The organism is Mesorhizobium sp. M0062 (genome assembly GCF_040323125.1).
Taxonomy (GTDB): domain Bacteria; phylum Pseudomonadota; class Alphaproteobacteria; order Rhizobiales; family Rhizobiaceae; genus Mesorhizobium.
Map to the genome: position 1 here is coordinate 87,241 of NZ_JAMYUO010000013.1, position 18,812 is coordinate 106,052.

The following is an 18,812-nucleotide window of genomic DNA, read 5'->3' on the forward strand; positions in this document are numbered from 1 at the left end:
TGCCATGGCCTTTCGTCTCTTTGTCCCCATTCTCGCCGGCGCGACGCTGCGCGAGCGCCTCATCGCCTGCATCGGGGCGATGATCGGCATTGCGCTGACCGGCGCGATCGGCGCGCTGGTGCTTGGCAACGGCCCGCATGTGCCGCTGCTGGTGGCGCCGATGGGGGCGTCGGCGGTGCTGCTGTTTGCGGTGCCTGCAAGCCCGCTGGCGCAGCCATGGTCGATCATCGGCGGCAATACAATATCGGCGCTGGTCGGCGTGATCGTGGCCCATTTCGTCCATCAGCCCGTTCTCGCCACGGGCATTGCCGTGGCGATGGCGATCGCCGCCATGTCGTTCTCGCGCTGCCTGCATCCGCCGGGCGGAGCCGCCGCACTGACCGCCGTGCTCGGCGGGCCGGCCGTGATCGGTGCGGGCTTCCTGTTTCCGTTCGTGCCGGTGGCGCTGAACTCCATGATGCTGGTCGCGCTCGGCTATGCTTTCCACAGGCTGTCGCGACGCAGCTACCCGCATGTGCCGGCCCCTGCCCCGAAAAGCACGCACGGAACCATCGATCCGCCGGCTCAGGAGCGCATCGGCTTCCGGGCCGAGGACATCGATGCCGCGCTGGCTGCGCTCGACGAGACCTTCGACATCGACCGCAACGATCTCGAACAGCTGCTGCGACAGGTCGAACTGCAAGCGACGATGCGCGCACACCGAACCATGTTGTGCGAGGACATCATGTCCCGCGACGTGATTTCGGTCGATGAACACGCGTCCGCCGATCGGGCGCGTCATCTGCTGCTCGACCACAATATCCGCACGCTGCCGGTTGTCGACAAGGACGCCAGGCTGGTCGGCACCGTTGGATTGAGGGAATTGGCGCGAGCCGACGAAGCCGTCGGAAGCGTTACGTCGACAGCGTCGACCGCCGCCGCCGGTACGCCCGCCATGGCCCTGCTACCGGTGCTCACCGACGGCCGCACCCATGCAGTCATCATCGTGGACGGGGACAGCCGCATCCTTGGCCTGATCACGCAGACCGACCTGCTTGCGGCCACGGCGCGAGTGCAGGCTGCTGACAAGCCGCTGGCGGAAGCAGTATTCTAGGCGCCGTCGGAGCCGGGCGAAAATGGCCGGGAACCTTTTGCCGGCGATGTCATCCAATGTCTTGATCGAGGTTTCGGACGGGGATTGGATCGAGGAACTGGCCATGCCTGCTATATCTGTACCAATGCCCACGGCTGCTTCAAGCGAGATGCTTCTCGTGCGCCGCGCGCTGGCACGCGAAGGCAACGCCTTCTGCATCATCATGAAGACCCATAATCAGCGGCTCTATCGCATCGCTCGCGGGGTGGTGCGCAACGATGCCGAAGCCGAGGACATCGTCCAGGAGGCCTATGTCAGAGCCTTTGCCCATCTCGATGCCTTTCGCGGGGAGTCCTCATTGGCCACCTGGCTGTCGCGCATCGTCATCAACGAGGCGCTCGGCCGTCTGCGCAAAAGGCGGCGGACGGTGGCGAAAAACCCGCAAGCCGAAATCATCCAGTTCCCCCTCAATCCCAGCGACGATCCGGAGCGGACGATGGCGCAGCGGCAGATCCTCGAGTTGGTGGAACGGGCGACCGACAGCCTGCCCGATGTTTATCGGACGGTGTTCGTGGCGCGGGTTATCGAGGGGCTCAGTATCGAGGAGACCGCCGAGCTGCTTGGCGTGCGGCCGGAAACCGTCAAGACAAGGCTACACCGCGCCCGCGCCCTGGTACGCAAGGCACTCGACGACCAGATCGGGCCGGTGCTGCTCGACGCCTTCCCGTTTGCCGGCCGGCGCTGCGACAGGCTGACCAGCGCCGTCATGCAGCGGCTCGGCCTGGAGAGCTGATCATCGGCTGATTTGGCCGATTTCCCCGGGAACGTTTGCCGCCGCTGCGCATCCAATGACCGTCAACTGAAAAACATGGCCCGGCGCGATCCCGCGTCCGGGCGAAGGAGATGCCATGCTTACCCGACACACCGCCGCCCTCGCTGCCTTGCTGCTGCTTGGCGCTGCCCCGCTCGCACAAGCCGCCGACAAGCCGACGGACCCGCAGATCGCCCACATCGCCTACACGGCAGGCGTCATCGATGTGGAAGCCGCCAAGCAGGCGATCAAGAAATCGAAGACCAAGGAGGTCGTGGATTTCGCCAACGACATGGTGCGCGACCACGAAGCGGTCAACGCGCAGGCACTGGAACTGGTAAAGAAGCTGAAGGTGACGCCGGAAGACAACGCAACCAGCCAGGCGCTGACCAAGGCTGCGGCCGAGGAGCGGGCGAAGCTCGCCAAACTCGACGGCGCAGCCTTTGACAAAGCCTATGTCGACAACGAGATCGCCTACCACAAACAGGTCGACGGCGCGCTTGAAACCCTTTTGATCCCATCGGCCAGCAATGCCGAGTTGAAGAGCCTGCTGCAGACCGGCCTGAAGATTTTCCAGGGCCATGAACAGCACGCCGAGCATGTTGCAGGTATGCTGAAGTAAGGACCAGGCCATGTCGAAACGGCTGCTATGGATTGCACTGGCGCTGGTCTTCGGGACCTCACCCGTGCAGGCCGAAACCATCCAGGTCACCGTCGACAAGCTTGTCTTTTCGCCGACCACCGTCGAGGCGAAGGTCGGCGACACGATCAAGTGGGTGAACAATGACGTGTTCGCCCACACGGCTACCGTCAAGGGCGGCTGGGAAGTGATGATCCCGCCGAAGTCAACAGCGAGCCTGACCCTGCAGAAGGCGGAAGCGGTCGACTATTTCTGCCGCTTCCACCCCAACATGAAAGGTCATCTGGCCGTGACGGCGCCTTGATCGCGGTCCGCAAGCCCGTCCTGCTGCGTTGAGGCTCGCCTGGCTTCATCCGGCCGGGTGATGTGCGTCCACGAGCCGTGACAGCCCGGCTGGCGGCGTGCGATCCAGGCATCCAGCCCTTCGCGCAGATCAGCGGTCGGAGCCATGCGGGCGAACTGCTCGGCCTCGACAGCCAAGCCATCCGCGATGCTCTGGTTCAGGCCGCGCGCCACTGCTGTGAGGATCGAGGCAATTGCTGCAGGAGAATGCCTGGTCACGCGCCGGGCGAGATCAATTGCGGCGGGCATCAGCTCCTCATGCGGCACCACCTGATTGACGAGGCCGAGTTCGAGGGCGCGCGGCGGCGGGAACCAATCGCCGGTCAACAGCAGCTCGAGCGCCCGCTTGCGCCCTGCCAGTCTCGGAAGCCGCTGCGTGCCGCCGAAAGCAGGCGGCATTGCAAGGTTGATCTCAGGCTTGGCGAACAAGGCGCGGTCGCTGGCGATAGCGAGCGGCACGGCTTCGGTGATCTCGCAGCCGCCGCCGAAGGCGATGCCGTTGACGGCGGCGATGACGGGCTTGCGGAACGCCTCCAGCCTTGCCGTCAGCCGCTGTCCGCGCATGACGAAGTCGCGCAGGGCAACGTCGACGCCGATGGCCACGCTGCCTGAGAATTCATGGATGTCGCCGCCGGCGGAGAAGGCGCGCTCTCCTGCTCCAGTGAGGATGACGACGCGGATGGCATCGTCGGTTTCGGCGGCATCGAGGAGCACAAGCAGGCGATCAATCAGCGCGTAGCTCAAGGCGTTGAGCTTTTCCGGCCGATTAAGTGTGAGGATGGCGATCCCGTTGCGGGCCTCGGTGAGCACAAGCTCGGTCATGTCTTTTCCTTCCCTGTGTTTGTCGACGGAGAGGATCAGGCTTTCGGTTGTATGTATATTCACTAGTCGGTATACTTGCGTATGAGCGAAGCACCAAGCCCTACCCGCAAACGCATTGTCGATGCCGCAACGAAGCTGTTCTATGCCGAGGGGATCGGCCGCGTCAGCGTCGATGCAGTGGCGGAAAAAGCCGGGCTGACCAAGCGCACGCTCTACTATCATTTCAAGAGCAAGGACGATTTGATCGCGGCCTATCTCGACGGTCGCGACCAGCCGAACCTCAAGCAGATGGCCGGCTGGTTCGAGATGGCCGAAGGCGATGTCGAGCGCAAGGTCGAGGCGATTTTCACCAATCTGGCGCGCGTGGCGAAGCACCCGAAATGGAGAGGCTGCGGCTTCCTGCGCACGGCAGCCGAACTCGCTTCCATGCCCGGACACCCCGCCGTTAAAGCGGGGGCGCGGCATAAGCAGAATTTCGAGACCTGGTTGGCCGGCGAACTCTCAGGCCACGGCGTCGACGAGCCGCGGACCCTGGCGCGCGAAATCGTGCTTTTGATGGACGGCGCGTTCTCGATCATGCTGATCCACCGCAACCCCGACTATGTCGAGGCCGCCGGACATGCCGCTGCAACGCTGGTTCGGGCAAGGTCAGGATCGGCGACTATCCGCTAGACGTTCACCGTTTAGTGGAGACGGCGAAACACGCTATCTCTTTGTTTTGACGCAATTCCGGACCGAAAAACCGCTTCACACTTTTTCCTGGAATTGCTCTAGAATCCAGCCGCCAGCCATGCCGTCCCGACGGCAAGGGTCAGCAGCGTCAGTGGCAGGCCGACCTTGAAGAAGGCTGAGAAGGACAGCTGCGTGCCGGCCGCCCGCGCCTGTTCGGCGACGATCAGGTTGGCGACCGAGCCAAGCAAGGTGAAGTTGCCGGCCAGCGTCGAGCTCATCGCCACCACCAGCCAGGCACGCCCGGGGTTCTCAAGGCCGGGTATGAATGGCCGCAGCGCCAGCACGGCCGGAACATTGCTCATGATGTTGGAAAGCACCGCGGTGAAGCCCGATAGACGCCAGACGTCGTCCAGCCCGAGGTTCTTGGCCGAGGCGATGATGTCGGGCGTCAGCAGCGTCTTTTCGGCGCCGGCGACAACGATGAACAGGCCGGCGAACATGAACAGCAGCGGGCCGTCGATCTCGCGGTAGATGCGTGCCGGCTTGATGGCGCGGGTGAGCAGCAGGATGGCGCCGCCGATGAGCGCTGCCTTGGCAACCGGAACGCCGGCGAAGAAGGCGATGGCCAGGCCGATGCAGACAACCACCGCCTTCAGCACCTGTCCCGGCAGCATGCGGCCGCGATAGACTTCCGGGTTGAGATCGGCGGTGCGGGCGAATTCGGCGTGGTAGACGATGCGCACGATGACGATGACCGCGACGAGGCCGAAGAGGGCAACCGGCGCCAGGGCGGCCGAAAAGGCCGGGTAGGAAATTCCCGACAGCGCGCCGATGACCATGTTCTGCGGGTTGCCGGTGATGGTAGCGACGCTGCCGCAGTTGGACGCGGTGGCGGTGGCGATCAGATAGGGAATGGGATTGCGGTTGATGACACGGGTGACGTGGACGACGATCGGCGCCATGACCAGGCAGATGGCGTCGTTGACCAGGAACGCCGACAGCACGCCGGTCAAAAGCGTCACCATCACCAGCAGCACGAAAGGCGCGTGCGCATGCTCGATAGCGTAGGCGCCAAGCGCCCGGAAGGCGCCGGACACCTTCAGATGCGCCACCACGATCATCATCCCGAGCAGCAGCGTAATGGTGTCGAAATTGATGGCGCGATAGGCATCTTCCATACTGAGTGCGCCGATGGCGATCATCGCCGCACCCCCCAGCAAGGCGATCCCTGCCCGGTCGAGACGGAGGCCTGGAATACGCCCGATTGCGACGCCGGCATAAGTCAGGACAAGGATCAAAAGTGCCGCTGCGCCCATCAATGTCATTGGCAGACATCCTTGTCCAAACGAACCGACGCAGGAACGGACTGTTCCCGCTCAGGCATTTGCCGGGCAGCTTTAACGCCGCTCCAGCAAAGCGAAAGCCTATAACGATCCGAATGCGAAAATCGGTGGGCAAAATCGCGGGTCGACCGATGCCGGGAGCAACCGGAGCTTGATCTTGAGACGGCCGAAATTGGGAATGAGACACGCGCGGCGGACTGCCGGTGGCCTGAGATTGCCATCCGCGAAACTTCCCCCTCGGGAGGCTCGTGGCTTATGTAATTAAATTCTAATTTAAGCTTTCCGGGTATGGATAGCTTAGCTATATTTCGGCCGTGGGGTTTCAGATGGTCCAGGTTCTTGAGAGGGAATGCCGTGTCTCGGAAAACGAGGCTCTGCTGGCCCGCCCGATGGAATGTCCACAATGCCACGGAACCCGCAAGGTGTTTGTCTGTGCCCGGTGGGCGAGCTCGAACGGCCATTGCTGCCCCGGAGGAACACACCGGCTCAGTTGCCCCGGTCACAGCGTCGCGTGCATGGAGTGCGAAGAGAACCTTGAGCCTATCTGAAAGCGATCGCGACTATTTCCTGTTCGGAAAACGCAAAAAGCCCGCTCCGGCGAACCGGAGCGGGCTTTGCAACCATACGCCAAGAGTACCCTGCTGAGACCAGTACCCTGCCGAGAGCCGACCCGCTTTGCGTTTCCGCCACCGCAATAAATTGGTAGCGGCACTTCCAGAAAAAGCGATTGTAGGCTAACCGCCGTCGAATTACTCGCCCGACTGGCCGTCGCCAGTCACACTGCTGCCCAGAATTCCAAAGTCCTGAGACTTAGTTCCTTGTCCCGCAGTCAGGAATCCATCCGCATCCAGGCCGCGCCGCAGCAGTTCCCGCACTGCCGCGGACCGGCTTGGCATGCGCTTTTCGAAGCGCCAGTTTTCCAAGGCAGCCAATTCCTCGGCTGTCAGCATGATCTGCAGTCGCTCGGGTCGTTCCAGCTCGGCCATTCGCGCCTCCAACCGTCAAGACCAAAATGGTGAGTTAGTATGTGTCTCAATTGCAGTACAGGTAGGGGTCCCCGTGCAGCGCGTCAAGAGAGGCTGATGAGTGACTCACATACAAGACCAACGATGAGGAAGACACGCCGATAGCACAACCCGCGTAGTCTGCTAACTAGTTGATTTACTTAAGAGTATTTTATATTCTTCTTGCCATCTGAAGGTCGTTGGCGCATCTTGATCACGACGGGACAACCGGCTCCTGAAAGGAAGGTTTCCATGCGCTACGGATATTCGGCTCGGCTACGGGAGGATCTCAATTCACGGGTCCTGGGCGCGCTGCGCTCGCGCGGAATGGTCAATATTGCGGTGGTTGCCGAGGACATACGATTGCGTAACCTGGACGAGAACGTCGCCCTTGAAGACGTCGAGCGGCTTGTGATGCAGACGGCCCAACTCTACGGCGCGGTGATGGAATTGGACGGACTGACCTCCGTCGAGGCGGGGAGATTGACTTCGCTTGCCGACGATAAGCACGAACTGTCTGGCATCGGCAATTCCGACACCACAGGCGGTCAAACCGCTCCCCTGCTGGGATTGTCCTAAGCGCGACCCTCTCTTTCAATCGACAAAATCCGCGAGAGAGATTTGGACCGAACTCGGCGGCGCTTTGAGCGTCCAGACGACGCCTTGTCCCCAAATTCCAGTTGTCCGGTGCCGCTAAGCGCTTGTGGCGCAACCCGCTGGAGGACGACGGAGCCAAAGCGGCGCGTCGTCCCACTCAAGTTCGGCGGCCTCGTTGTAGAACGTGATGCGGCCCTGTGTGTCGATGGTGTAGGCTGCAACGGGCAACGCTTCCAACAAACTGGCGGGCCTGACACCTGGGATTCCAATCCCCGCATGTTGGATGACGTTTCCCCTACCCCAAATTCCCCACCTGCTCGATTTGCCCGTTCCGCGGTAGCTGAGATGCACGTGCGAGGTTTCGGTTCCCGTCGTCCCCTTGGGACGGCAATTGTTCTCCTGCGAAAAGGCGATTACCCGCCGGGCGGCGGCGGATCTCAGGGCTTGCGCAAATGTCGACAACGAAGCGCAACTCAGGCCGTTTTTGTCGGAACCCCGTCAACCCGAGGCGGTTCTCCCGTTAGCCCAGCCTGACGCCAGCAACAAGTCGCCTGGAAACCGTGTCGCCGATGGCAAACGACAACCATTGCGGCAAACAGGCCCTGATCGGCGTTCAGCTTCAAAGGCCGCGGAACGCTGTTTCGCAGCCTTTACGTTCCCGATGGCTTCGCATCGACAGGAACCAATCAAGGGCCAGAGCGTTTGCCGCTGCGTACTCTTCTCAGACGTAGCCAGACGGAGTGAGGGACATGGCTTCATCGGTACTTATCGGCATTCTAATCACTTTCCTGGTGATCATCCTGGTGCTCTATCTCGTCCAGCGTCTGCCGCTCGATGGCCGCACGAGGCAGATCGCGCAGATCGTTGTCATCATTATCGGCATCATTTCGCTGTTGAAATACCTGGCCGTATTTTAGGATAAGGATCGCCATGACATCCCAAACAATCGCATGGATCATTGGGACGGCGTTGTTTGCAGCAACAAGCACGGCCTACGCCCGACCCGACACGCGTTCGATGACCTGCGAGGAGACGCAGCGCCTGATCCAGAGCCATCACTCGGCGGTGTTGACGACCGGCCGGAATACTTACGATCGCTATGTCCGCCAATACGGCAACGAGTGCGACTGGCCGGAGGTGCCGGTCGCTGCCTCCGTTCCGACACGTGATGGCCAGTGCCGTGTCTATTGGTGCCGGGAACCGGTGTTCGATTTCCCGAACTGACATATCCAGCAGCCTTGCGGCGGTCGTTGCCATGGCGCTCCCGGGTTCAGACGATGCATTGCGCGAGGCGACATGGAACCCTTGCGCCGCGCGTGAATTGATTGTGCGCATGGCGCTGCAAGATGTAGCGGTGTGATGCCCAACCAGATGGAGGAGCGGTCATGCCCAATGATACAAGGCGGAGCGGCAGCTGCCTGTGCGGCGGCATCCAGTTTTCGGTGACGGGAGATCCCTTTCGGATTGGCCTTTGCCATTGCAAGGACTGCCGCAAGGCTAGCGGGTCGGCTTTTTCGACGTTCGCAGTGTGGCCGCTCGAGGCGTTCGAAACGACGGGTATCGTCAACAGCTACGGCGACAGAAGTTTTTGTCCCACCTGCGGCGGCCGGGTCCCTTTGGTTCGTGAGAATGAGGTGGAAGTGACGATTGGCAGCCTCGATGAGGTGCCCACGGAAGGGCTGGAGCCCAGCTATGAACTCTGGGTCAATCGCCGTGAGCACTGGTTGCAACCCTTGCCTGCCGCCCGGCAATTCGAGCACGACCGGGTCGATGACGAGCCGACAAACCGGACAGCCGGACCGATTTCTGACGGTGTCGAGACGGCGTCAAGCTTGCCGCAACGCAAGTCGGCCTAGCGCGAGCGGCGCAGACAGCCGGCTGGCAGGAAATTCATTCTCGAAACCGCCCGATGCCGACAGGACCGGGTCCGACAACATTTCACCCGGTAGAAGCCAAACGCAAAAAAGCCCGCCTTGGCGTCAAGCCAAGGCGGGCGGTAGATCGTCCGGCCTGCGCTGCCGTGGAACGACGGGTTGGCCAAAGCGCTGGGCTGAGACCCGGTGCCGTTTGTAACCGGCGATTGACTACGGAGCGGCCCGGTCAGCTGGAATTCGTCTTGTGGTTGCAAGGATGCTACATTTGTTTGGAAACGAGAGCTTAAGACCACGCAATATCGTTACGTCAACTACGCTGCCCAAGTATCTCGTGGTGTGAACTGGAGGAACCTTCCTGACTCGTACAAAAGAACGCTTTGTTTATTTTGTTTCCGTCACATAGTGTAGCGAATCTTGAAGCCGGATGGGGCGGCTGTCATGCAGCCAGCGCCTTCGCAGGATCGCGGTCCGCACGTGCAATATCCACTTCACGGCAATCTTCATGCAAGCATAGCCAGCGCAAAGTTCATACGCAGACGTTGGGGGGCACCGATGGACCAGCCGAGCAAAATGGAGAACCTGCAGTTCGCGCAAGGGATACTGCGGGAGCTTAGGCAGAAAGCCGAAGCCGACGGCGAGAAGCTTCTGACTTATCTCATCGACATGGCCTACCTTGAAGTCAGCGACCGCATCCGTGCACATTGGGTCGGCAATCACGAGCCCGAAAGCCGCAGGGCCATGGGGTAACCGAAACGCGGCGATGGTTGCCCCCACGGGGCGTTTTTAACCAGACGCCTGGGGCCGGCGAGACCATTGGGCGATACCGGCTGAGAGGTCAGCCAGAACCTCGCTCACCCGAGTTTCGCTGATGCCCCGCGTGTCCTTGACCCAGCTGGGCGTCGAAAGCGGCGGTTCGATAAAGCGAACATGGTTGTTTACGGGCCCATGCACATAGGGGCGATTCAGCCCGTAGATGAGCGCGCATGGGACGTTCAGGGCAGCGGCGGCGTGGGAAATGCCGCCATCAACCCCGAGGAACATGGTCGACGCAGCGATCTGGCACATCGCGTCAGCAATCGACGGGGTCGAGGTGAAGTCGATTGCCTCAGGAATGGCGGCGCGGATTTTTGCGGCACCGGCGTGCTCGCGCGGTCCGCCTACAATCCAGATTGCCCAGCCGCGATCATGATGGTCTCTGGCGATCGAAATGAAGCGCTCGACGGGCCATGAGCGGAAATTCTCAATGTCGGCAGTATAGAGCGCCAGTGCCGGTCGGTCGGCATCGATCTTCTTGTGCTGGCGCCATTCGTCCAGTTCGGCCGGATCGACCACAAGCCGGGGCGCCGGCCACTCTGCGCCCGCAGCCGGCTTTTCGCCAAGCGAGGCAATCGAGCAGACCTCCTCGAACAGCCGCGTCTTGCGGGGTCCGAAGGCCCATAGATGGGCCAACCAGCCGGCGGGGAAGCGATTGAGGAGGCCGAATTGCAACTCCTGCGGATAGCCGATGCGCTCCTCTATTCCGGCCATGAACGCCATCAGCGCCGCCTTGGTGCTGCTGGTCATCAGATAGGCCGTACGGTAATTTTCCTTGCGCAACTCGCCAACCAGGCGGCTGCGCTCGCCAAAACCGGGGCGCTGATGACGCTTGGCAAGCGCCCAGCCCTTCCTGACATGCGGCATCAGGCGCGCCAGCGGCGCTGCAACGGGCGAGGTGACGACATCTATGGGGCGATCAGGAAATCGCGCGGCAATGATCTGGATGGCGGAATGGCAACGGACGAAGTCGCCGACCGCGGGGAAGCCGACGAAGAGGATTGGATCGCCGGTCGTCAAGGAAGCGCTTCGCCGTCAAGGATGCGGGCATAGAGATCCAGATAGCCGCGCGCCGCTTTTTGGATGGGAAATCTCGTCGCGGCCGATTCGCGGCATTGCTGAGGCGTAAGGTCGGCGACGGCCTCGAAAGCGGCCGCAAATTCTTCATCGGTCTCAAAGAAGCGCCCGCTGTCGGCATCGACCGTCTCGGGCAATGCGCCTCGCGTCGTCGTCAGCACCGGAGTGCCGCACAACATGGCTTCGACCGGTGCGTTGCCGAACGGCTCCTCCCAGGCGATGGGGTTGAGGAAGGCTCGCGCTTCGCCGAGAAGGCGAAGCTTCGGCTCGCCGTCAACGATTCCGTGGAAACGGTATCGCCTGCCAAGGCTCTTGAAAAACAACCCTTCGCGGCGGGTCTGACTTCGGCCCAGCAGTTTCCAACGCGAGCCACCGGCGATATCGAGACCGAAATCGAATTTTTTGGCGAGATCGACGGCGCGGTTGAGGCCTTTGCTTGATCGTGCAATGCCGGCGAGAAATAGCAGGCGGTCGCCCTTTGCAGCCGACAAACGATAGGCGTCCACCGGAAAGCCATTGTAGACGAATGTCTCGCGCCCATGCTGGCGGGCATGATTGGCGCTGATAAAGCTCCAGTTCGCAACTGGCATGGGCTGGTCCGGCATAAAGCCGCGCTGCGTATTCAGCGTTGGAAATGGCACCTCGACGGGCCAACTATGGGTGTGGACGATTTGCGTGTCGCGCGGAATGGCTGCCCGGCATTCGGCATCGGTCGAAGCGTGCCGGACTTCGAAGAGCGGGTGGCTGGAGCCAGGGCCAGCGATCACCACGACTTCGTGTCCGAGACGAACCATCTCCGTGGCCAGCCATTCGACCTGACGCTGAATCCCACCGTAACCTCGGCAGGGTATTACGCCCTTCAAAACGAGCGTCACCCGCATTGACCTTGCCTCACAATGCTCTCAAAGACGGCCCAGTTGCGTCACGGGCTGGGCATTGTCAAGGTCGCGCCAGAAACGCAAAAAGCCGCGGCGGCCTCGATCGGGTTACGGAATCGTTAATCAGCGCTTGCTACTATACCGGATGACCAAGAATCTCGGCAATGCACCCAGGACCATCTCCAGGCAACAGCCAAAGACCTCCGCTCTTGGTGGGCTGACGCCCGCCCTGTTTCCCCTTGTGGTCGTCGCGCTCGGATACATGATCGGTCGGCAATTTTTCGGCTTCTAGGGCGACTCGTCTAGGCGCGCACGGTAAAGGCTCGCGCCACGCGGGGGACGCCGTCAATGTCCACCCAACCTCCAAAACCAACCGGCGGCACCGTACGCCGCTACCCACTGCCCCGCACGTAAGCAAATTTTGTGCAATCACGGGAACGTGATATTCACTGATCACCGGACAAGGGGGCGCTGATGAGGTGTCTGGTGATCAATCTTGATCGTTCTCGCGATCGGCTGGCGCATGTCGCGTCCGAGTTCGGCCGGATCGGAGTACCATTTTGAGCGTGTCTCCGCCATCGATTGCCCCGATTGCTGCTCTGTCGCCAAAAGCCCGCTAAGCGCTGCTGAGGTTTGCTGTTTCCTGAGCCACCGCTCGTGTTGGGAGATCGTTGCGAACGGCGCGGATCAATATGGCGCGGTTTTCGAGGACGACGTCGTTTTCGGCGCGGGCGCCGGCTCGCTGCTTGCTTCCGATCGATGGGTGCCGCGCGATGCCGATGTGATCAAGCTGGAAACGCATTTTGCCAAAGTGAGGGTCGGACGCAAGGAAGTCGCTCTCGATGATGGGTTTTCGCTTGCCAGACTTTATGGCCTGCACGCGGGCGCCGCAGGCTATGTCATCTCCAGATCGGCAGCGCAAAGATTGCTGCGCAGGACCATGCATCTGAGAGGAGAGGTCGACTTCGTTCTTTTTCACCCAGGATTCATGACCTGCTCGCTCAACCGAATCTATCAGATCATGCCGGCGCTTTGCGCACAGCACCATTTTGTTTCGGGACGAGAGCGCTTTCCAAGCCTCGTGCGACGGCCCGGGAGGCGGCCAAAACCGTTTCTCGATCGAATTGTCGGAGAAGCGGTGCGAACCTTCGCCTATCTTCGAAACCAGAGCCTGACCGGAACAAAGAAGATCGAGGCCGTCGCGTTCTCAGGCTCTGAGGTCGACGGCAAACCCGTCCACGGCGCGTTCATCTATGGGCAGCCCGAGCACGGCCACCTCAACAAGGCGGCCGGCATACCGATCGCGCGGAAGAATAGTTCGACCGCCAGATAAGCAGACGATAGCGGCTGCGTTACGAAACAGCCTTTTCGCGGACCGGAAGCTTCCAGCCCGGCCTGACAAAGTGGCAGGTATAGCCGTTGGGGTATTTCTCGAGATAGTCCTGATGCTCTGGCTCCGCCTCCCAGAAATCGCCCGCCGGCGCAAGCTCGGTGACGACCTTGCCCGGCCACAGTCCAGAGGCATCGACATCGGCGATGGTGTCTTCGGCGACGCGCTTCTGCTCGTCGCTGGTGTAGAAGATCGCCGAGCGATAGCTCATTCCGACATCGTTGCCCTGGCGGTTTCTGGTGGTCGGATCGTGGATCTGGAAAAAGGATTCGAGCAATGTGCGAAAGCTGATCCTGGCCGGATCGAAAACGATCTCGATGGCTTCGGCATGGCTGCCGTGGTTGCGATACGTGGCGTTGGGCACATCGCCACCGCTATAGCCGACGCGGGTAGAGATCACGCCGGGATAGCGCCGGATCAAATCCTGCATGCCCCAGAAACAGCCGCCGGCAAGGACTGCACGTTCGGTGGACGTCGCCATATCATACCTCCATTGGATTGCTCCTTAGGTAGGCATTGTCGCTGGCTTCTTCCAGCATCTCAAGTGCATCACTCGTTGCCGGCCGAGCCGAACCGCCGCACGATGACCTCGAAGACGATGTCGGAAATCCACATGGCCGAGACGCCGATCAAAAAGGCGGCGGCGAGCGTCGTGGTATCGTCGGCCGGATCGGGGATAGGCATGCCGGTTGCCCTGACCCAGGCGACGGCAGGCAGCGTCAGATACGCAGCCGCCAGCGCCCCGCAGATCGGCGAGGCAATCATCTCGCGCAGCTTGTAGCGATGGCGCGACAGTGCTCGCAGCACGCCGCCGGCTAGCCCGGCGGCGACGACCGGCCCCTTGATGCCGAGCATGTCGAAGAGGTCGTGCATCGGCTAAGGCCTCCATCCGCAGAGCTTTTGTCCCTTGCGGTTGTGCGCCAGGAGCGCTCTCGCCTCGGCGTCCGACAGGACGTCGACGGCTTCGGCCGACAGGCGCAGCGGGCTCGAAATCGCGCAGAAGCCGCCCGAAGCAGTCGTGCACCCGGCAAGCGCCACAAGCAGCGCAAGCATCAGTCCCTTGCCCATGATTTCAGCTCCTTTCGAACAGCGTCCGCCGGCAATGCGCCGACGTCGTTCTGCACCTGCTCAGCGACCGCGCGCGCCGCGGCCTCAGCGGCCGCCAGTTTGCCGCGCTCGGCCCTGGCGCCGGCCAGCCGCTGGTGAGCGCCCCAGCAAAGGGCGGCGATGACCGATGCCAGGAAGCCCAGCAGCGCTTTGTTGCCAAGCAGGACGGCGAGGAGCGCGCTCACAGCAGCCACCCGGCGACAAGCCCGGCGGCAAAGCCGATAGCATAGGGTTTCGCGGCTTCGAGATAGGCGACGAGCAGTTGTTGAAACCCTTCCATGTCAGTGCTCCCAGCCGGATTTGCAGGCCAGCCAGTGCCAGGTCTCGGTGACCGAGGCGATGGCGAGACCGGCGGCGATCTCCAGACCAGCTTGAATGTCGGGGTCGGAAGAAAATGCCGCCGCGTCGTCGGCGCCGAGCAGGCCACGCGCGACCAGAACACCGGCGCCGTAACGCAAGCCGATGCGGATGAAGACGGCGATCATGTCGAACTCCTTGCGAAAATCGATTTCAGGATTTGAAGCAGCGCACGCCAGAACGGCAGGCGTTCGACGGGGCTGACGCGCCCGCCGGTAGACACCGGCGGCATCGCACTGCCGGGCTTCGGCGAGAGCGCTGATGGCTGGGGCGGGGTGCCCGGCAAGGTGCCGCGGGCTGTAGTGCCGACATCAACAGCGCCTGGGAACGGACCGACCGGATGCGATCGCTCCAACCCTTGCCGAAAACCGGCCAGGTCGGCAGCCGCCGCAGGAATGCCAGGCGGGCATCGCAAAGATCGTCGATGACTGCGCCCGGTGGCCTGGCGCCGACAGCTTTGAGCGTGGCCGGGCCGATCCTGCCGTCCTGTGCGGTGCCAACTGCCGCCTGCAGATATTTAGCCGCCCTGCCCGGCCCACTGTTCACGGCGAAGTCGAAGACGGCATAGTCGACACCGCCGGGAAGCTCGGCGCCCGCAGCGGCATCCCAATAGAAGCGGCGATAGACCGTGGCCACCTGAGCATCCGTGATATGGCGAAGGTCGTCCTTCGTCGCATCCGCCTTCACGTAGCGGCGGAAGTTGGCCAGCGTCACGCCCTTCATGGTTGCGCCGCCGGGATCGGCCGGATTGTCGGACCAGCCGCCTTCCGATTTGAGGACGAGCGCAAGCGCCCGCGCGAAGTTGCGGTCCATTGGGGTTTTCCTTTCTGCCCGCGAAAGGCAGGTTGTCGATTTGCGAAGCTGCTTGCGGCTAGGCGTCGATCATCGAGACAACGTCGCTGGAGACCTTGGCGGGGCGGTATTTGGTGGCGTCGGCCGGAAAGGAGATCGGAACGGCGAACCGAGCGACGGCACCATTGCCGTCGTCGCCGCTGCGATGGTGATCGAAGATGCACCTCCGTATGCAGTGTTAGGAAGAATTCCGGCAAAGGTGATCAAGAAGCGCTTCGACGACGAAAATAGCCGAGGCTTATTGAGATTCGGTGGTGGATTGGGCAGACGCCATATCTCGAAAAGAGAGAGCGGCCTTTTGATCTTTCTTTTGAAGAATTCACTGGAATTTATGCTAGGCCCATGCCCTAATGACAAGCCGCCAGCTTGCATTGGTAATATTTAGAAATCCACCAGTGTCTTTGCGTGTAATCTGAACGGCACTAGAAGCCTGCGACCCAAATCTAACGACCATATTTGTAGCATCGGGAACGACACTTAGGCCTCGATTGGTGCTCGCTTCGTGCGATCCAATCGAGACAGGTTCTTCGTCTCCAATAGAATAGCCACCCTCAGCAGTGGTGCACTGTAAGAATGCAAGGTAATTTTTCGGCTTCACCCCCAGCCCATGAGCCAACGTCAGCGACCCGCCGGATGTGATGGTCTGTTGCGGGCTTTCATAAAACTTCTGAAGCAACGCCGTGGACGACTGGACATAGCGTGCATCCTGTTCGGCCTGCGACCATTGCAGCTTGATCCATCCTCCCCAGGCACCGCCAGCCTGCCTGCGCCGCCATAGCTTTTGGTCTGCCGCCGTAGTGTCGTTGACGAAATCATGCACCGTCTGCGTCCGGTAGCCAGTGCTTCCGTGCGCTTCCACAAACCCCAGGAACCAATTTACGCCGTCTGGCGCATTAGCCGCCGCCGAGGCCATATACCAGCCGTTGTCCAGGGCGTTGTTCCAATCGGTGATCGTCTGCGCGACGACACCAAGGTTGGGTCGGCTATCAAGTTTCAGATCAAACCCAGCCTTGACGAACCCCGTTGTAGCCAATTGCGTGGTATTCGTTCCAGGCGCTGCGGTCGGCCCCGTTGGCGTCCCGGTAAATGTCGGGCTGGCCTTCGGCGCCAGGCTGGACACCGCGATCCCACTATCCTTCCCCACCTTGCCCGTGGTGCCCGCGAAAGTGACAATATTGTCGGTTGCCGAAGACGCAGGCCCCAAAAAATCTCCTACTCCCGTCCCGTCGGCGCCTCTGTCGCCGGCACGGTCGAACATCAGCCAGATGCCGTTGGCCACCGTCGGCAAAGTGCCGGCGCCGCTGACATAGGCGAGCGTCAGTTTGCGGTAGCCGCTACCATCCACAACTGCGCCACTGACGTTATAGACATAGTAGATAGCGGTGGAGGCTTTCGAGCGCAGGGTCAACTGGCCCTTGATGGGGTTCGTGCTGTCATCAAAGCCATCGAGGATGCCACTCACGGTGGCGCCGCCGGCATCGAGATTATCGATATAGGCCGCGGTCACCAACGCGGCGCTCGCATTGTTCAGCCGCAAGGTGCCGTTGCCCGGATCGGCGTCGGCTGTGGTCGTGGAAAAGGTGTAGCCGAGCGCCGCCACCGAGGTTGATGCCGCCGCAGCACTGGCCGCCGCATTGGAAGCGGAGGTCGCAGCATTGGTGGCTGAGGTGGAAGCCGCGGTTGCCGAGCCCGAGGCAGCGCTCGCCGAACCGGCTGCAGCTGTAGCCGAGTTGCCTGCGTTGGTGGCGCTGGTCGCCGCGCCCGATGCCGAGCCGGAAGCCGCCGTTGCCGAATTGCCGGCATTGGTGGCGCTGGTCGCGGCTGTTGTGGCGGAGCCGGCGGCGGCCGTGGCCGAACCCGCGGCGGCGCCGGCCGAGGTGCCGGCATTGGTGGCGCTGGTGGCGGCAGCGTTCTTCGAGGTGAGCGCCGCAGCGGCACTGGCGGCAGCAGCGCTGGCCGCGCCCACCGCATCGCCCAGCGTGTCCTCCGACAGGTAAAAGGCGATCGTGACCGCGTCGGTGCCGATCACCGGATCGAGCGTTTCGAAAACATAGACGAAGTCGGCCGAGACCGCGCCCTGCTGAACATGCACCGTCGTGCCCTTCTGCATGGTGCGGCTGGTGCGGGCATCGGCGGCACGGAACCATTGGCCTTCGCTGGCGGTATAAATGCCGTTGTCGCGGGCGTCGGCCTGGTTCTTGACCAGCACGCGGTCGCCCACCTCGGCCGGCACGCCGTCGATGGTCTGCAGGCCGTAAAGGGTGATGTTGCCCGTCGTCGCCAGGCGCACGGGTTCGCGTTCGCCGGTCAACAGACGAACGGCGGCAGTTGCAGGTCGGGCCATAAGGCTTGCTCCATGAAAAAAACCCCGCGAAGCGAGGCTTGAAAGAAGTTCCAATTTGGTGCGCGACGATCAGCGCTGTGATGAAGGCCGAAGAGTTAGACGCGGCGCATCACCCCTCCTCAGGGTGCTTGCGCAGGTAGCGCAGCCGCTTGCGCTGCGCAGGCGTCACATAGCCATCCCCGGCCTCGGCCAGAATACGCTCTTCTTCGGTCGGCACTTTCTCCGGTTCAGCCGGCAGCCCAAGCTCGATCCTCAGCGCCATTGCCTCGGCGTCGCCCTCTGCATGACTGTGCGACCGATGTCATCAACGTCCAGCAAGGGGTAAAAGCTGCGGTGTTCCCAACCCTTGGCATTCCGCTTTTTCTCTTCGTGGAGTTGATTCCATTCTTCGTATTTGGCCAGTAGCTCTGGCCTTTCCGAAGGATCACATGTCTCCAGCCGCCACAACCAGGCTATGGTCGGGTGTTGCCGCCGCTTGTTCAGTTCGATGTCGTCGTCATAGGAAACGTTCCACCGAGAAGTATCTTCCTGCCCATGTTCATTGCGGCGAGCCAAGGCCGCCGTCCCATGCGATTTTCAAGGTGACCGCTGGCCAGCCCTTCAGATGTAAGTGGGCGCCAGCGCAGCGAATCTAATAGACATTGCTGTTCTCCTCAACGGGTCCGTCCATACTGGAGCCACTTTGTCCGCTGGACAAGTATAACCCGGCAGTTCCTCCAACGCCCACGATCATGCTGTCCAGCTGAATTATGCGTCTCAATGCTTCGGAATTACGGTGACAGTGCACTCTTTTCGATTTGTCAGCTTTAGAGCTTTC

The 18,812-nt window shown here is 61.7% G+C and carries 25 protein-coding genes; 11 read left to right on the top strand and 14 right to left on the bottom strand.

What is annotated here, in order from left to right; genetic code table 11:
* Positions 1–4 precede the first annotated feature (4 nt).
* From NKJ64_RS17230 to NKJ64_RS17245, 4 genes are all read left to right on the top strand, one after another.
* A complete protein-coding gene (locus tag NKJ64_RS17230) occupies positions 5–1,093 on the top strand; it encodes an HPP family protein (RefSeq protein WP_023727878.1) in 1,089 nt (362 codons plus the stop codon).
* A 103-nt stretch (positions 1,094–1,196) separates the two neighbouring features.
* Positions 1,197–1,865 carry an RNA polymerase sigma factor gene (locus NKJ64_RS17235; RefSeq protein WP_050588467.1) on the top strand — a complete coding sequence of 223 codons (669 nt, stop codon included), beginning with the start codon at positions 1,197–1,199 and terminating at the stop codon, positions 1,863–1,865.
* 115 nt (positions 1,866–1,980) lie between these two features.
* A complete protein-coding gene (locus tag NKJ64_RS17240; protein WP_023697729.1) occupies positions 1,981–2,505 on the top strand; it encodes a DUF4142 domain-containing protein in 525 nt (174 codons plus the stop codon).
* A 10-nt stretch (positions 2,506–2,515) separates the two neighbouring features.
* Complete coding sequence (locus tag NKJ64_RS17245) at positions 2,516–2,827, top strand: cupredoxin domain-containing protein (protein ID WP_352463016.1); 312 nt, start codon at positions 2,516–2,518, stop codon at positions 2,825–2,827.
* Here the strand turns inward: NKJ64_RS17245 and NKJ64_RS17250 are convergent.
* Entirely contained in the window at positions 2,803–3,687 is an 885-nt protein-coding gene (locus NKJ64_RS17250) for a crotonase/enoyl-CoA hydratase family protein (RefSeq protein WP_352463017.1), read from the bottom strand. The genes NKJ64_RS17245 and NKJ64_RS17250 overlap by 25 nt on opposite strands.
* 81 nt (positions 3,688–3,768) lie before the next feature.
* Between NKJ64_RS17250 and NKJ64_RS17255 the strand changes: the two genes are divergently transcribed.
* Positions 3,769–4,359 carry a TetR/AcrR family transcriptional regulator gene (locus tag NKJ64_RS17255; RefSeq protein WP_352463018.1) on the top strand — a complete coding sequence of 197 codons (591 nt, stop codon included), beginning with the start codon at positions 3,769–3,771 and terminating at the stop codon, positions 4,357–4,359.
* Between the two features lie 98 nt (positions 4,360–4,457).
* Here the strand turns inward: NKJ64_RS17255 and NKJ64_RS17260 are convergent, their stop codons facing one another.
* Both NKJ64_RS17260 and NKJ64_RS17265 read right to left on the bottom strand, forming a co-directional pair.
* A complete protein-coding gene (locus NKJ64_RS17260; protein ID WP_352463019.1) occupies positions 4,458–5,684 on the bottom strand; it encodes an anion transporter in 1,227 nt (408 codons plus the stop codon).
* A 767-nt stretch (positions 5,685–6,451) separates the two neighbouring features.
* Positions 6,452–6,688 (bottom strand): hypothetical protein, encoded by a 237-nt coding sequence (locus NKJ64_RS17265; RefSeq protein ID WP_023671471.1) that lies wholly within the window; start codon positions 6,686–6,688, stop codon positions 6,452–6,454.
* 270 nt (positions 6,689–6,958) lie between these two features.
* On the opposite strand from NKJ64_RS17265, the gene NKJ64_RS17270 reads away from it, so the two are divergent.
* The 5 genes from NKJ64_RS17270 to NKJ64_RS17290 all read left to right on the top strand — a co-directional run bounded on the left by NKJ64_RS17270 (position 6,959) and on the right by NKJ64_RS17290 (position 9,924).
* Positions 6,959–7,285: a hypothetical protein gene (locus tag NKJ64_RS17270; protein ID WP_023727873.1), complete on the top strand. Its 327-nt coding sequence runs from the start codon at positions 6,959–6,961 to the stop codon at positions 7,283–7,285.
* Positions 7,286–8,052: 767 nt separating this feature from the next.
* Complete coding sequence (locus tag NKJ64_RS17275; RefSeq protein WP_023694668.1) at positions 8,053–8,220, top strand: Thivi_2564 family membrane protein; 168 nt, start codon at positions 8,053–8,055, stop codon at positions 8,218–8,220.
* 13 nt (positions 8,221–8,233) lie between these two features.
* Positions 8,234–8,527 carry a hypothetical protein gene (locus tag NKJ64_RS17280; RefSeq protein ID WP_352463020.1) on the top strand — a complete coding sequence of 98 codons (294 nt, stop codon included), beginning with the start codon at positions 8,234–8,236 and terminating at the stop codon, positions 8,525–8,527.
* A 161-nt stretch (positions 8,528–8,688) separates the two neighbouring features.
* The gene (locus tag NKJ64_RS17285; RefSeq protein ID WP_023828889.1) at positions 8,689–9,159 is read left to right on the top strand and encodes a GFA family protein; all 471 of its coding nucleotides are present in this window, start codon (positions 8,689–8,691) and stop codon (positions 9,157–9,159) included.
* A 570-nt stretch (positions 9,160–9,729) separates the two neighbouring features.
* Positions 9,730–9,924: a hypothetical protein gene (locus NKJ64_RS17290; protein ID WP_023697737.1), complete on the top strand. Its 195-nt coding sequence runs from the start codon at positions 9,730–9,732 to the stop codon at positions 9,922–9,924.
* A 36-nt stretch (positions 9,925–9,960) separates the two neighbouring features.
* Here the strand turns inward: NKJ64_RS17290 and waaF are convergent, their stop codons facing one another.
* Positions 9,961–11,010 (bottom strand): lipopolysaccharide heptosyltransferase II, encoded by a 1,050-nt coding sequence (gene waaF / locus NKJ64_RS17295; protein ID WP_023697738.1) that lies wholly within the window; start codon positions 11,008–11,010, stop codon positions 9,961–9,963.
* Positions 11,007–11,948: a glycosyltransferase gene (locus NKJ64_RS17300; protein ID WP_023808296.1), complete on the bottom strand. Its 942-nt coding sequence runs from the start codon at positions 11,946–11,948 to the stop codon at positions 11,007–11,009. The genes waaF and NKJ64_RS17300 overlap by 4 nt, the downstream gene beginning before the upstream one ends.
* A gap of 493 nt (positions 11,949–12,441) precedes the next feature.
* Here NKJ64_RS17300 and NKJ64_RS17305 point away from each other — a divergent pair, with 493 nt between their 5' ends.
* Entirely contained in the window at positions 12,442–13,278 is an 837-nt protein-coding gene (locus NKJ64_RS17305; RefSeq protein ID WP_023755885.1) for a glycosyltransferase family 25 protein, read from the top strand.
* A gap of 19 nt (positions 13,279–13,297) precedes the next feature.
* On the opposite strand, the gene msrA is transcribed toward NKJ64_RS17305, so the two are convergent.
* The 9 genes from msrA to NKJ64_RS17350 form a co-directional block, all read right to left on the bottom strand.
* Positions 13,298–13,816: a peptide-methionine (S)-S-oxide reductase MsrA gene (gene msrA / locus NKJ64_RS17310; RefSeq protein ID WP_023694663.1), complete on the bottom strand. Its 519-nt coding sequence runs from the start codon at positions 13,814–13,816 to the stop codon at positions 13,298–13,300.
* Positions 13,817–13,884: 68 nt separating this feature from the next.
* Positions 13,885–14,208, bottom strand: coding sequence for a hypothetical protein (locus NKJ64_RS17315; protein WP_023671460.1), 324 nt, complete (start codon positions 14,206–14,208; stop codon positions 13,885–13,887).
* 3 nt (positions 14,209–14,211) lie between these two features.
* Positions 14,212–14,403: a hypothetical protein gene (locus NKJ64_RS17320; protein WP_023671459.1), complete on the bottom strand. Its 192-nt coding sequence runs from the start codon at positions 14,401–14,403 to the stop codon at positions 14,212–14,214.
* Positions 14,388–14,627: a hypothetical protein gene (locus NKJ64_RS17325; RefSeq protein WP_023684348.1), complete on the bottom strand. Its 240-nt coding sequence runs from the start codon at positions 14,625–14,627 to the stop codon at positions 14,388–14,390. The genes NKJ64_RS17320 and NKJ64_RS17325 overlap by 16 nt, the downstream gene beginning before the upstream one ends.
* Before the next feature lie 96 nt (positions 14,628–14,723).
* A complete protein-coding gene (locus tag NKJ64_RS17330) occupies positions 14,724–14,927 on the bottom strand; it encodes a Pam3-gp28 family putative phage holin (RefSeq protein ID WP_023755883.1) in 204 nt (67 codons plus the stop codon).
* A 25-nt stretch (positions 14,928–14,952) separates the two neighbouring features.
* Positions 14,953–15,612 carry a glycoside hydrolase family 108 protein gene (locus NKJ64_RS17335; protein WP_023755882.1) on the bottom strand — a complete coding sequence of 220 codons (660 nt, stop codon included), beginning with the start codon at positions 15,610–15,612 and terminating at the stop codon, positions 14,953–14,955.
* A gap of 373 nt (positions 15,613–15,985) precedes the next feature.
* Positions 15,986–17,995 (bottom strand): pyocin knob domain-containing protein, encoded by a 2,010-nt coding sequence (locus tag NKJ64_RS17340; protein WP_352463021.1) that lies wholly within the window; start codon positions 17,993–17,995, stop codon positions 15,986–15,988.
* 109 nt (positions 17,996–18,104) lie between these two features.
* Positions 18,105–18,257, bottom strand: coding sequence for a hypothetical protein (locus NKJ64_RS17345; RefSeq protein ID WP_023734801.1), 153 nt, complete (start codon positions 18,255–18,257; stop codon positions 18,105–18,107).
* On the bottom strand, positions 18,248–18,550 hold the full coding sequence (locus NKJ64_RS17350; protein WP_352463022.1) for a hypothetical protein: 303 nt from the start codon (positions 18,548–18,550) through the stop codon (positions 18,248–18,250). The genes NKJ64_RS17345 and NKJ64_RS17350 overlap by 10 nt, the downstream gene beginning before the upstream one ends.
* Positions 18,551–18,812: the final 262 nt, after the last annotated feature.